This window comes from Pseudarthrobacter sp. DSP2-3-2b1 (assembly GCF_049895945.1).
In the GTDB taxonomy this organism is placed as follows: Bacteria; Actinomycetota; Actinomycetes; order Actinomycetales; family Micrococcaceae; genus Arthrobacter.
This window is the reverse complement of the sequence record NZ_JAFCTI010000004.1, coordinates 146,347-159,907: the sequence shown is the minus strand read 5'-3', so window position 1 is coordinate 159,907 and position 13,561 is coordinate 146,347. Positions and strand designations below refer to the sequence as shown.

General features: G+C 64.5%; 12 protein-coding genes. All 12 read right to left on the bottom strand.

Annotated elements, in window-relative coordinates; all coding sequences use genetic code 11:
• Positions 1-4 precede the first annotated feature (4 nt).
• Positions 5-1,987, bottom strand: a complete 1,983-nt coding sequence (locus ACP7AX_RS07270) for a helix-turn-helix transcriptional regulator (RefSeq protein ID WP_426225932.1) — start codon at positions 1,985-1,987, stop codon at positions 5-7.
• Positions 1,988-2,103: 116 nt separating this feature from the next.
• Positions 2,104-2,499: an FKBP-type peptidyl-prolyl cis-trans isomerase gene (locus tag ACP7AX_RS07265; protein WP_108599373.1), complete on the bottom strand. Its 396-nt coding sequence runs from the start codon at positions 2,497-2,499 to the stop codon at positions 2,104-2,106.
• A gap of 50 nt (positions 2,500-2,549) precedes the next feature.
• Positions 2,550-3,479, bottom strand: a complete 930-nt coding sequence (locus tag ACP7AX_RS07260; RefSeq protein ID WP_426225931.1) for an FKBP-type peptidyl-prolyl cis-trans isomerase — start codon at positions 3,477-3,479, stop codon at positions 2,550-2,552.
• Positions 3,480-3,592: 113 nt separating this feature from the next.
• Entirely contained in the window at positions 3,593-4,957 is a 1,365-nt protein-coding gene (pafA, locus tag ACP7AX_RS07255) for a Pup--protein ligase (RefSeq protein ID WP_131681379.1), read from the bottom strand.
• Between the two features lies 1 nt (position 4,958).
• Positions 4,959-5,678: a proteasome subunit alpha gene (gene prcA, locus ACP7AX_RS07250; RefSeq protein WP_131681380.1), complete on the bottom strand. Its 720-nt coding sequence runs from the start codon at positions 5,676-5,678 to the stop codon at positions 4,959-4,961.
• 1 nt (position 5,679) lies between these two features.
• Positions 5,680-6,501 carry a proteasome subunit beta gene (gene prcB / locus ACP7AX_RS07245; RefSeq protein WP_131681381.1) on the bottom strand — a complete coding sequence of 274 codons (822 nt, stop codon included), beginning with the start codon at positions 6,499-6,501 and terminating at the stop codon, positions 5,680-5,682.
• Between the two features lie 76 nt (positions 6,502-6,577).
• Positions 6,578-6,781: a ubiquitin-like protein Pup gene (locus ACP7AX_RS07240; protein WP_131681865.1), complete on the bottom strand. Its 204-nt coding sequence runs from the start codon at positions 6,779-6,781 to the stop codon at positions 6,578-6,580.
• An 85-nt stretch (positions 6,782-6,866) separates the two neighbouring features.
• Positions 6,867-8,540, bottom strand: coding sequence for a depupylase/deamidase Dop (gene dop / locus ACP7AX_RS07235; RefSeq protein ID WP_426225930.1), 1,674 nt, complete (start codon positions 8,538-8,540; stop codon positions 6,867-6,869).
• Complete coding sequence (gene arc / locus ACP7AX_RS07230) at positions 8,537-10,288, bottom strand: proteasome ATPase (RefSeq protein ID WP_426225929.1); 1,752 nt, start codon at positions 10,286-10,288, stop codon at positions 8,537-8,539. Before arc ends, dop begins: the two co-directional genes overlap by 4 nt.
• 83 nt (positions 10,289-10,371) lie before the next feature.
• On the bottom strand, positions 10,372-11,436 hold the full coding sequence (locus ACP7AX_RS07225; RefSeq protein WP_426225928.1) for a tRNA (adenine-N1)-methyltransferase: 1,065 nt from the start codon (positions 11,434-11,436) through the stop codon (positions 10,372-10,374).
• Between the two features lie 138 nt (positions 11,437-11,574).
• Positions 11,575-12,717, bottom strand: a complete 1,143-nt coding sequence (locus ACP7AX_RS07220; protein ID WP_426225927.1) for a site-2 protease family protein — start codon at positions 12,715-12,717, stop codon at positions 11,575-11,577.
• Positions 12,714-13,448 carry an HAD family hydrolase gene (locus ACP7AX_RS07215; protein WP_426225926.1) on the bottom strand — a complete coding sequence of 245 codons (735 nt, stop codon included), beginning with the start codon at positions 13,446-13,448 and terminating at the stop codon, positions 12,714-12,716. Before ACP7AX_RS07215 ends, ACP7AX_RS07220 begins: the two co-directional genes overlap by 4 nt.
• Positions 13,449-13,561 lie beyond the last annotated feature (113 nt).

Here is a 13,561-nt window from a genome sequence, read left to right as displayed (position 1 = left end):
AAGTCTAGCCGCCGTACCGTGCCACAGCCGCCTCGACCCAGTTCCGCGCCGTTTGCGCCAGCTCCGCGGGTTCGAGGATCCGGGCAGCACCACCGTGCTGGGCTACCAGCATCGGGAGCCAGGCTGTGCTGCCGAACCGGATTTCAGCCACGAGCCCGCCGTCCGGCAGTGGCGCCACCCGCTCGGCGTAGTAGTCGTCCGCAAGGCCGGCCCCCTGCCTGGTGAGCTGCACGAGGACGGTGGTGTCGTCGTCGTTCGGTGTGAACAGCTTCGCCGGGAACCCTTCCTCTGGCCGTGCATGGCTGGAAGCCGGTTGTCCGTTGGGATGGACGTCCTGCACCCGGTCCAGCCGGAAATTCCTGAGGCCCTGCGCGGAGTGGCAGTAGGCCTCGAAGTACCAGGTGTTATCCAGCGAGTACAGGCGCAGCGGGTCAACATCGCGCTCTGAAACCTGGTCGCGCTGGGCGGAAAGGTAGACCAGGCGCAGCTGGGACTTGGTGCCAATAGCATGACGTACCGTCTCAAGGACAGCTGAATCGTCGGGGCCCACCGCAGGACCGGACAGCGACCCGGCGCGCAGCCCCTGTTCACCGGCTGCTGCCATCAGCTTGAGCGTCACCGACTCCAACGCACCGCCCTCCGCCAGGCCGGGAAGCCCGTTGAGCGTCTCCAGCCCGGTCAGGAGCGCGCACGCCTCTTCGACAGTAAACCGGACAGGCTTCTTAAGGTCCAGGTCCTCGGTGATGTAGACGTGGCCTTCCTCCCAGTGGATGTCCAGCAGATCGTCAGGGTATCCCCCGGGCAGTCCGGAGCAGATAAGGATGCGCAGGTCGCCTTCGAGCTCTTCGGGCGTGACGCCGAACCGCGCTGCAACCTCCTGGATGTGCAGGCCTTGGTTGTGGACCAGGAACGGGACAAGCTGCAGCATGCGCTTGAGTTGGTCCTCCGAGGTCCGTTTGCGCACGGTTGGGGTCCGTGCCGGGTCGGTGAACCGGTAGGAAGGAACCGGAGCGGCGCAGAAAGCTGCGGCTCCGCGAAGCCTCTGCTGGACAGCGGTGACAAGTTCTTCCGGCTCAAGCGCCACGGCGTCGGGACCGTACGACGCCAGCTCCTCCGCCAATGCGTCGCTGTCCCTGAAGCTGAGCACCAGCCTATCGTAGCCCGCACTGGGCTTGCCGCTGCCGGCCTCGGCTTCCGCTGTGGCCCGCCGTCGCAGGGCAAGGAGGCGGCCTTCCCGGACGTCCACAACGGCGTCCCGGAGCGGCAGTTCGGGAAGCTTGTCCAGGGCTTCGCGGATATTGAAGTTCGGTGGCGGTGTGTAAGTTTCCTTATCCAGCACTGTCACGGGGCCGGTGAACCGGGAGAGCCGGAAGTGCCGTGCCGCCTGACGTGAACGGTCGTAGCCGGTGAGGTACCAGTGCCCAAACCGGCTGCCCAGTCCCCAGGGCTCCACGGTCCGCTGTTCTTCCTTCCCCGTGGTGCCGGCCAGGTACGGGAAACGGACAGGATGTTGGGCGTGCATGGCAGCCACGAGGTCGTCAAAGGCCTGGCCTGCCGGCCTGATCCGGGGCTGCACTCCCACAGGCAGTTCGACGTCGGCGAGGGTACCGGAGGCCTGGAGCTTGCGGAGGGCGTCAGCCGCTGCAGTCCCAAGTGCGGCGCGCTCCCACAGCTGGGAGGCCAGGAGCAGGACCGCCCACTCCCCCGGGCTGAGCTGGACATCCGGCAGCCGGTTGGACTCCTTGCCAATCCGGTAGCGCGTGGTGGCAGAGTCGTCCTCCCACCCCGTGTCGGTGACGGCTTCGACGTCGAAGCCGAATTGCCGGAGATCGTTTTTATCACGCTCGAACATCCTGCCGAAGGCGGTGTCGTTGCCGGAAGTGTCGTGGTAGACCTTCTCACGGAGCTCCGAACGGCGCAGGCCGTATTTGGTGTTCAGGAGGGCGATCAGGAGGTTGAGCAGACGTTCAGTACGGGATGCGGACACTCTGGCTACGTTACTAAAATCCACTGCGGAAAGCAGAAAGCGCGGCAACAACCGGAAAACAGCTCCTGATTGTTACCGCGCCTTCCACCTGCCTCTACTCAGGCAAGGAACCTATGTCAGCGGACGCCGACGAGGTCCACCACGAAGATCAGCGCTTCGTTGGGGCCAATGGCTCCGCCGGCCCCGCGGGAGCCGTACGCAAGCTCGGAGGGGATCTCCAGCCGGCGCCGGCCGCCCACCTTCATGCCGAGCAGGCCCTGGTCCCAGCCCTGGATGACCTGGCCCACGCCGACGCGGAAGTCCAGCGGAGCGCCGCGGCCCCAGGATGCGTCGAACTCTTCGCCGGTGGACCAGGCCACGCCGACGTAGTGGGTGGACACGGTGTCACCCTTCTTGGCCTCGGCACCGTCACCTTCGATGAGGTCAGTGATGACCAGTTCGGTGGGGACGTCGCCTTCCGGGAAGTCAATTTCCGGCTTCTGGCGGTCGAAGTCGCGCTGACCAAATGACATTGTTGCTCCTTTGATGTGAGGTTGCTAAAGCAAGGTAACCGTGGGAAAGATTACTTGGAGCCGAGGATGTCCACAACGAAGACAAGGTCACCCTTGGCTTCGCCCTGGCCCTCGTCGCCGTACGCAAGGTCCTTGGGTATGACCAGCAGGACCCGTGAGCCTACTGTCTTGCCCGCCAGGCCCTGGGTCCAGCCCTTGATAACTCCGGTCAGCGGGAAGCTGGCCACTTCGCCGCGGTCAAAGCTTGAATCGAACTTGGTGCCGCCCACCAGGGTGACGCCTACATAGTTCACGGTCAGGGTGTCAGTTTCCTTGACTTCCGCGCCCTTGCCCTTGATAAGGTCCTGGGACACGAGGGCTGTCGGAGCAGCTGCGCCTTCGACGTTGATCTCGGGGACTCCCTCGCCGTTCTCGGTGACGGTCGGCAAACCAGCCGGCGGGGTCACGGTGTCGCCCTCGGGCTTCTCGAGGGCAGGAGTGACGTCCTTGGCGGAAACAATTTTGATGAGCAGGAGCTGGGTGGGCTGGGCTGGGGTTCCCTCAGCGGCGGCCTGGCCCGGGATGGCGAGGGCAAGGTTGGAACCGATTTTGGAACCTACAAATGCGTTGTAGATGACCGGGCTGCCGGTCTGCAGTTCCTCGTTGAGCTCCAGCGGCTCGGGCTCACCGGCGAAGGTGTCCTCCAACGTGGAACCGTCTGCCCCGCTGAGGGCAAGGATGGAGATGTTCGCGACCTGGTTGGCCTTCAGGAGGTCGCCGTTACCTTCGGTGACCACCTTGACGGTGGGCTCTGTGACCTCAAGCGGCTTGGTGAACTCAACGCCGGGAGCCGTCTTGTCCCCGTTGTCCGTCAGTTTCAGGGAGTCGAACTTGGCAGTATCACCTGCAGACTGGCTGGTGGGTTCCGGTGCTGCGGGCGAACCGCTGCAGGCGGTGAGCATCAGCAGACCGGGGATAAGGATTGCTAGGATTCGGCGCACGTAAGAGAACTTTCGTCGGGGCAGGGTGGACGCGGTGCCGGGACACAGGGTGCCTAAGCGCCGCTTCAGGGCCAAAGAACGGCCCTATCAAGGATAGCCCCTGAACCTGAACGTCAGCCCATAGAGTCCAGCAGGGCATCCACGCGGTCATCCACGCTCCGGAACGGATCCTTGCACAGGATGGTTTGGTGCGCGCGGTCATTGAGCTTCAGATGCACCCAGTCAACGGTGTAGTCCCGTCCCAGTTCCTGGGCCCGCCGGACGAAGTCACCCCTCAATTTGGCCCGTGTGGTTTGCGGCGGTGCGTCCACGGCATCCTTGACCACGGTGTCATCCACCACCCGCCGGACTGCACCGCGTGCCTGCAGCAGATAATAGAGCCCGCGGGTCCGCGAAATGTCATGGTAGGTCAGGTCCAGCTGCGCAATCCTGGGCGCATCGAGCCCCAGGTTGTGCCGCTCCCGGTAGTTGTCCATCAGCTTTTTCTTGATGGCCCAATCGATTTCGGTGTCGATGGTTTTGGTGTCGCCGCTTTCAATGGCTTTCAGGGTGCGTTCCCAGAGATCAAGGATGAGCGGCACATGGGGATTGTGGGCGCCGTGTTCCTGGACGAAGGCCGTGACCTTGGTCAGGTATTCCTGCTGGATCTCCAGTGCCGTCAGCTGGCGCCCGTTGGCCAGCCGCACCAGGGCCCGTCCACTGAGGTCGTGGGAGATTTCCCGGATGCTGCGGATGGGGTTCTCCATCCGCATGTCGCGCATGATCACTCCGGCTTCGATCATCCGCAGGATGAGGTCCACAGTGCCGGCCTTGAGCAGTGCGGTGGTCTCGGACATGTTGGAGTCGCCCACAATGACGTGGAGGCGACGGAAGAACTCGGCGTCGGCGTGTGGCTCGTCCCGGGTGTTAATGATGGGACGGGACCGTGTGGTGGCTGAGGAGACACCCTCCCAGATGTGGTCTGCCCGCTGCGAGAAGGCGTAGGTGGCGCCGTGCGGCGTTTTCAGGATTTTGCCGGCGCCCGCGATGAGCTGGCGCGTCACCAGGAAAGGAATCAGGATCTCGGCGAGCCGGGAGAATTCGCCCCGGCGCGGAATCAGGTAGTTTTCATGGCTGCCGTAGGAGTTACCGGCCGAATCAGTGTTGTTCTTGAACAGGTAAACGGTGCCGTTGAAGCCCTCCGCGGCCAGCCTCGCCTGTGCCTCGTCCACGAGGTCGTCAAGGATCAGCTCGCCCGCACGGTCGTGTGCGATGAGCTGGGCAAGGTCGTCACATTCCGCGGTGGCGTACTCCGGGTGTGAGCCGACGTCGAGGTAAAGGCGGGAACCGTTGGTCAGGAAGACGTTGGACGAACGGCCCCAGCTCACCACCTTGCGGAACAGGTAGCGGGCCACTTCCTCCGGTGCCAGCGGGCGTGAATCGGGGCTCGAGTACGAGATCCCGAATTCAGTTTCAATGCCAAAGATGCGCTTATCCATCTCAGTCCTCCTCAGCCAGCAGCGCCGTGATATCGGCGTCGTTAAGTCGTCGGAAGGCGCGCCGGGAACCCCGGGAGGTCTCCGACTGCCGGTCCAGGACCGCAACTTCAACAGCTTTAGCGGGCGGGGTCCCCGCGGCGTCGTCCTGGTCAGCACCGGTGGTCAGGGCGCCAATGGCGAGCCGGACGGCTCCGGCGAACCGCAGCGATGACCGCCACCCGCCGGCGATGGAAGCCGAGACCCGTTCCGCCTGGCCACCCATCACAATAAAGCCGTGTTCATCTGCGATTGAGCCGTCAAAGGTCAACCGGTAGAGGTGGTCCAGGTCCGGCGTCAGGCCCACTTCCGCCACCGCCAGCTCAACCTCAAAGGGTTTCTGTTCGGCGGTGAAGACTGCCCCAAGGCTCTGCGCGTAGACACTGGCCAGTCCCCGCGCCGTGACGTCCTCACGGTCGTAGGAGTAGCCGCGGACATCCGCGTACCGGACACCTGCCTGGCGGAGGCTCTCGAATTCGTTGTATTTGCCAACGGCGGCAAAGGCGATCTTGTCGTAGATCTCGCCGATCTTATGCAGGGACGGCGAGGGGTTTTCGGCCACCAGGGCAATGCCTTCCTCGCAACTGATAACCACCACGGACCTGCCGCGGGCAATGCCTTTCCGTGCGAAGTCCGCACGGTCCTTCATCAGTTGTTCGGGCGAAACGTAAAACTGCTGCGTCATCTCAGGCCTCCCGCCGCTCGGCAGTCCGGACTTCGATAATGCGGCCGGCAACTGCCGCAAGCTCAGCTTCGGGGACACGCCGTGCGCCGCTCCGGTTCACCGTGTACACCACGGGCCACAGCTGGCGGACAGGATCCGGACCGCCGGTGGCGGAGTCGTCGTCGGCCGCGTCGTAAAGCGATTCCACCGCGACTGACACAGCTTCTGCCTCCGTCAGGTTGGGCCGCCAAAGCTTCTTCAAGGCGCCCCGGGCAAAAACCGAGCCGGAGCCCACCGTGTGGTGCTCGCGTTCCTCGTACCTGCCGCCGGTGACGTCGTACGAGAAGAGGCGTCCCACCCCGGCGGTGGTGTCGAAGCCTGCAAATAGGGGAACCACGGCGAGTCCCTGCAGGGCCATCGGAAGGTTCCCGCGGATCATCGCTCCCAGGCGGTTCGCTTTACCGTCCAGGCTGAGGAGTGTGCCTTCGATTTTTTCATAGTGCTCCAGCTCCACCTGGAACAGCCGCGTCAGGTCGATGGCTATGCCGGCCGTCCCCGCAATGCCCAGAACGGAATACCTGTCCGCCGGGAAGACTTTTTCGATGTGGCGGCTGGCAATAACATTGCCCATCGTGGCCCGCCGGTCGCCGGCCATCAGCACGCCGCCGGCGTAGCCCATCGCCACGATGGTGGTGGCATGCGGCACCTGCAGCGGCGCTGCTGGCGCCGCCTGGAGCGGCAGTGCACGGTTATACGGAAGCAGGTCCGGCCGGTCCCGTTGCAGGTGCTCGGTAAAGGACGACGTCGCGTTGCCGGCTACCTGGTTGGCGGTTGATTCCTGCACTGATGCACTCCTTGAACGTGGTCCTTCAACGTCGGTACAGATTCCGTCCGGGTGCGGCAGCGCACCCGGAACCGGTTTACTGACCGCCCTTTTGGACGAAGGCCCGGACGAACTCCTCGGCGTTGGATTCAAGGACGCCGTCAATCTCGTCAAGGAGGTCATCGACGCCCTCGGTCGCGGCCGAAGCGCGGGCTTCGGGGGCCGCCGGGGGGGCCTCTGCGACGTCTTCGTCGACCTGGCTGTTCTGTGATTGTGGCTTCTGTTGCTCCTGGCCTGCCATGGTGATCTCTCCCTTTGCAATCATCGGATCCGGGCGGATCTGCCGATACGCCCATATTGCCACGCTCTGCGCCCGCCGGCGGTGTTTACGCCCGAGGCGGAGCGGTATTTTGCCCAAGCAGTTCAGCGAGGAACGGCCCCGCTGTGCGGTGGCGTGCAAAGAGCCCCCCGGTAAGCGCCCGGGTCCCCCGCAGGGGTTCGCGCGTGGGAACGCGCTGCAGCCGCCCGTAGCCTGGGACATCGAAAATGACCGAATCCCAGCTTGCCCCCACGACGTCTTTGCCGAACGTGCTGATGCAGCGTCCGCGGAAGAACGCACGGGTGTCCGGCGGCGGCTCGGTCACCGCTGTTGCGATGCGGGAGTCGTCCACGATCCGCTGCATCCGGTCCCGGGCCAGGAACCGGTAGTACAGTCCCTTCTCCGGCCGGATGTCCGCCCATTGCAGGTCCACCAGGCCCAGCCTGGCGTCGTCCCAGGCAAGGTTGTCGCGGTCGCGGTATCCCTCAAGGAGGGAGAGTTTCGCCAGCCATTCCACGGAGGCGGCCGCTGACTTCCGGTCCGAGTCGAGCTGGGTGAGTGTGGCCGCCCAGCGGTCCAGCACGTCATGCGTGTGGCCGTCCCCGTCTACAGCGTCACCGACGCCGGTGTCCTGTGCCAGCTTTGCCGCCGCCTCGTGGTACATCCACTGCAGGTCCAGGGCGGTGACCCGCCGGCCGTCCAGCAGTCTCAGTGTCGCCGTCAAAGTGGTGTCGTGGCTGATTGCCTGTAAGGCGGCGACGGGCTCGTGGACCTCCACTTTGGGTGCCAGCCCGGCTTCGATCAGGCTCAGGACCATTGCTGTGGTGCCGAACTTGAGATAGTTCGAGGCCTGGCTGAGGTTGGCGTCCCCGATGATGACATGCAGGCGGCGGTACTTGTCCGCGGTGGCGTGCGGTTCGTCGCGGGTGTTGATGATGGGCCGGCGGATAGTGGTTTCCAGCCCCACCTCAGCCTCGAAGAAGTCCGCCCGCTGGCTGATCTGGTAGCCCGGGGTCGAACTGTCCTGGCCGAGGCCCACGCGGCCGGCGCCGCACATGATCTGGCGCGTCACGAAGAAAGGGGTCAGCCCCCTGACGATGTCTCCGAAAGGGACTGGCCGCGGCATCAGGTAGTTCTCGTGGGAACCATAGGACACAGATTTGTTGTCCGTGTTGTTTTTGTATAGGTTGACCGGTGGCAGCTCAGGATCTGCGGCCAGGCGCCGCACCGCCGCCAGCGCAACGAGATCGCCGGCAGCGTCCCACACCACCGCATCACGGGGATTGGTCACTTCGGGGCTTGAGTACTCAGGGTGCGCGTGATCCACGTACAGGCGTGCGCCGTTGCCGAGGACCATGTTCATCAGCAGGCTGCCGGACTCGTCCTCGCCGTCAAGCTCCAGTTCCTCACGGCCATATGCCAGTGCCACCGCTTCGGCGTCGAGCACGGGCGGTTGGTCGGTCAGTTGGCTCGGGTGGGCCGCACCCCGTTCGAGGGTCCAGCCACGGGCATCATGGAGCGGTTCCTCGTCCGTATAGTCCCACCGGGTCTCGGCACCGCCGGCGGCCCGCTGCCGCGTCACCTGGGCGTAAGCCTGGACAACGCGGGCGGACATCATGGTGGCATTGGCTCCCGGGGCCGACGGCGCGTGGATGCCATACTCCGTTTCGGCACCCATGACACGCATGGCCCCGCCGGCCGGGAGTGCTCCCCCGCCGGCTGGTTCCGGAGCTGCCGTCACAGGTACTGCCCTGTGTTAGGCATGGTTTCGATGGACTTACCGGGCTCCTGGCCGGCCTTGCCCTGCACAATGGTGCGGATGTAGGTGATCCGCTCGCCCTTCTTGCCCGAGATCCTTGCCCAATCGTCCGGGTTGGTGGTGTTGGGCATGTCCTCGTGTTCGCGGAATTCATCCACCACGGCACGGAGGAGATGCTCGATGCGCAGGCCCTTCTGGTGCAGCGTCAGGAGATCCTTGATGGCGTACTTTTTGGCCCGGTCAACGACGTTCTGGACCACTGCCCCGGAGTTGAAATCCTTAAAGTACAGCATCTCCGTATCGCCGTTGGCGTAGGTGACTTCCAGGTACTCGTTGGATTTCTCCGTCGAGTACATGGCTTCAACAGTCCGCTGGACCATGGCGTCCACCGTGGCCTGCACATCGCCGTCGTGCTCTGCGAGATCGGACTCGTGGAACGGCAGGTCAGTGGTGATGTATTTGTTGAAGATGTCCGCGGCCGCTTCCGCGTCCGGGCGCTGGATCTTCACCTTCACGTCCAGCCGGCCCGGCCGCAGGATGGCGGGATCGATCATGTCCTCGCGGTTGGACGCGCCGATGACGATCACGTTATCCAGCCGCTCCACGCCGTCGATCTCGCTGAGCAGCTGCGGGACGATGGTGGTCTCGACGTCGGAGGAGATACCCGTTCCACGGGTCCGGAACAGCGAATCCATTTCGTCGAAAAAGACCACCACGGGGCTGCCGTCCGAGGCCTTTTCGCGGGCGCGGGAGAAGATCAGGCGGATATGCCGCTCGGTCTCACCCACGTACTTGTCCAGCAGTTCGGGCCCCTTGATGTTCAGGAAGTAGCTCTTCAGGTCCACGTTGCCCGAGCGCTCGGCCGCGCGCGCGGCGAGTGAATTGGCAACAGCCTTGGCGATCAGGGTCTTACCGCAGCCCGGCGGGCCGTACAGCAGGATGCCCTTGGGTGCCTTGAGGCCGTGTTCGCGGTAAAGGTCCGGGTGCAGGAACGGCAGTTCCACGGCATCGCGGATCTGCTCGATCTGCGGGCCGAGGCCGCCGATGTCCTCGTAGGTGATGTCCGGAACTTCCTCAAGAACCAGGTTCTCCACTTCGGAACGGGGCACTTTTTCGAGGGCGTAGCCCGTGCGGGAGTCGATGGACAAAGCGTCGCCCACCCTGAGCTTTTCGGTCAGCAGGGTGCCGGAGAGCCGGATGACCCGTTCCTCATCGGCCCGCCCCACCACCAGGGCACGGTCCGTTCCGAGCATTTCCTTCAGGGTTGCCAGCTCGCCGGCCCGCTCATAGCCGAGCCCAGCCACAACCAGGAGTGCCTCATTGAGGAGGACCTCCTGGCCGACGGCAAGCTGGTTGATGTTGACCAGCGGGCTGATCCCCACCCGCATCTTTCGGCCGGCGTTGAAGATATCCACGGATTCCTCCGTGGCGGCCTGGCCGCTGCTGCCAGCGGACGGCGGGCGCTTGGGATTAAGCGCCAGAACGGTGCCGAAGCTGTAGGGCGGTTGGCCTTCCTGCTCCAGCGCGCTCTTGAGCCGCAGAATCTCGGCTTTGGCGGCCTCCAGCATGCTGACGAGCTTGGTGTTGTTCTGCGTTGCAGCTGCAAGCTGGCGGTCGATGTGCCTGAGTTTGTCCCGGAGGATGTTCACCTGCCGGTCCGCGACGGTCAGTTCGTTGGCGGCCGACTGCTCCGCCGGTGTACGTCCGGAGTCCTGATTCGGCGTCTCCATGGTGCATCAGCCCCTTCCTGCTCTTCTTCTTAAGACCTTAGCCCCAAGATGGCGGGTACTGCTGGAGACTCCCAAAATATGGACTAGTTCGTGATCTCCGGTTCATCTTTAACGTTGGTGCCGGCGATTGCGTCCCGCGCTGCACGGCGGAGTTTCTTGTCTGAGACGAGGCGCTCCCCCACCGCGCCCGGTGTCCAGGCGTTGACATCGTCCTCGTTGAAGTCCGTCTTTGAGGGGCGCCGCTTGACCGAAATCCCGGTCACGCCGTCGGCCAGGCGCCTCGTTACCAGAAGGAAACCCGTGTGGGCCACCATCCGGTGGTCAGGACGGACAGCGAGCCCTTCCAGATGCCACCCGCGGACCATGGACTCCCATGCGTCAGGTTCGGTGAAGCGGCCGTCTGCCCTGATGGCCTCTGCCGTGCGGGAAAGCTGGGTGACGGTGGCGACGTAGTTGATCCAGACGCCGCCGGGAGCAAGTACGGTGGCTACGGCATCCAGGCACTCCCAGGGGGCCAGCATGTCCAGCACCACACGGTCCACCGAAGCGGGGGCCTCGGCGCGGACAACTTCCTCCTGGAAATCGCCGAGCGAAATCTTCCACGCCGGGTGCGGGCCGCCGAAGATGGTCTCCACGTTCCCGCGGGCAATGTCCGCGAATTCCTCGCGCCGCTCAAAGGAATGGAGGTAACCGTTGTCGCCGACGGCCCGGAGCAGCGAGATGGACAGCGCTCCGGAACCCACACCGGCCTCGACCACCCTGGCGCCCGGGAAGATGTCAGCCATGGTGACAATCTGGCCGGCGTCCTTGGGATAGACCACAGCGGCACCGCGGGGCATGGAGAGGACAAAATCAGAAAGCAGCGGGCGCAGCGTCTGGTACTGCTGGCCGACGTTGTTGACCACTACGGAACCGTCCACCCTCCCGATGATTTCATCGTGGTTCAGGAAGCCGCGGTGGGTGTGGAAGGCTCCGCCACTCTCCAGGGTGATCGTGTTCATCCGGCCACGCTCGTCGGTCAGCTGGACGCGCTCGCCAACGCGGAAGGGACCGCGGCGCCGGGCCGCCCCTACGGGCTGGGCGCCGGTGGCGGCAACGCCCGATGGGGCCGCCTCAACGGTTTCGGTGGCGGCAGTTTCGCTGCTCATGAATTTTCCTCGCTCCTGTAAAACTGTGGGGGCCGCTCATCGTAAAGGTTCACCCGGCGCGGTCCAGCCTTCGGGGCAGCCACACGGCAGCAATGCACGGCCGGCACGTAACTCTACCGGTTTTGACCCTGCTGGTACCTATTTTGAACGGACGGCCTTGCCGGTGATGGCGCCAACCACAGCGTTCTGTGCCAGGAGTCCGGTCACAATCCCGTTATGGTCCACCACCGCATACTCGTGGCCCTCGAGCTGGGAAAGGTACTGGATCAGCTCCTGCCCCTTGGACCACTCGGGAACATACGCCCCGGGAGCCAGGGCGTAGGAGACGGCGGTGACAGGCGTGGATCCCGCGGCGGAGGCCGGAACTGCAGCGACGGCGGCCGCATCCACCACACCCTGCGGGCGTCTGTCGGGCCCGCAGACAACGACGGCCTGCGAAGCATCCGGTGAGAGCCTGTGGAGGTCCGCAACTGTGGCGGTAGCGGGAATTCCGACGGCGGGTCCCGCCAACGCGCCGGCACTGACCAGGTGCAGCCTGCCGCGGAGTGCTCCCTGCTGGATCGAGGCGCTGGCCCCCATCCAGAGGAACCCGCAGACAAGGACTGTGACCATCAGGATACTGAAGTCCGTTTCGCCGCCTCCGAGCAGGGGCCTGCCGATGAACCAGAAAACCAGTCCCACCACAATGGCACGGCCAGCCCAGCCGGCGGCCACTGTGCCCTTGGCCTGGCTCCCGGTGGCCTTCCAGACGGCCGATTCGACGATCCTGCCGCCATCCAGCGGGAGCCCCGGCAAGACGTTGAAGATACCAATCACGAAGTTGGCCCACATGAAGATATTAACGAGGATCTCCGCCACACTGCCCATGCTGACGCTGGTCAGGACCACCCAGGCACCGCAGGCGAGGACCAGGTTGGCTGCGGGCCCGGCCAGGGCGACGATGACGGAACGCCCCGGAGATGCCGTGAAGTTTTCAAACTGGGTGTGCCCGCCCCACAGGTTGAGGACAATTTTCTGAGTGGGCCAGCCGAAGACCCTGGCCGTGAGGGCGTGGGCGAGCTCGTGGACCAGGACCGAAATCAGGAGGAGCAGGGCGTACGCGAATGCAACATAATAGGCGGCGGCACCGAGCGCGGGATTCTGGTTCGACAGCAATGGTCCATAGACAATGACGGTGAACGCGGCAATCACGAACCAGGAGTAGGCAAGAATCACCGGAATACCGGCAATCCGTCCCAGGCTGATTCCTTCACGGCGCCCTGTGACGGGAGCTGAGCTCATGGTGTTCTCCCGGACAAAGGTTCGGGCAGGACGGCCGTCGAGGCCAGGCTGACTGCGGCTATGGCCTCCAGGTCAGAGACTGTGCGGCCCGCCAACGTTTCCCAGATGGTGTGCCGGGGGTCCTCGGGCAGCGGGACGATGTGCGGGATGGCCACGGTGGCAACGCCGGAAGCCACTGCGGCTGCCACTCCAGGCGCGGAGTCTTCCAGCGCCACGCAGTGCCCGATGGTCAGGCCGGGGTCTGCGTCCTGGAGCAGTTCAACCGCCGTCAGGTACGCCTCGGGGTGGGGTTTGCCCTGGCTCACGGTGTCTCCCGTGACAAGGAATTCGAAGTACTGCTTTGGAAGGCTCGCCACAATCTCGCGGGCCAAAGGCGCCTCTGACATGGTGACCAGCGCACAGCGCACGCCGGCCTGGTGCAGGTCCTCCAGAAGTTCCCTGGCACCCGGGCGCCACGGAACCGAGCGCTGGACGCTGCTGATGACCTCCGCGGTGAGCGAGTCGATGATCTCCCGGATCTCCAGCTGAACGCCCGCTCCCTGGAGGATGCCTGCCGAGTATGTGAGTGACTGCCCCACGAGCTGCATGGCCTGGCCGTGCGACCAGGTTCCACCATGGGCTTCCACCAAGGCATGCTCAGCGGCAATCCAGTAGGGCTCGGTGTCAACGATGGTGCCGTCCATATCCCAAAGTACGGCTCTGAGCGGGGACACGGAGGGTGAGGGTCGCATGTTTTCAGTCTACGGTGCCGGCCTGAACGCCACCTGCGGGATACGCCCTTGGCGAATATAAGCACTGCGTTCGGCGCTCCCTGCGCCGCACCTTCACACTTTTCGGCGCTTCA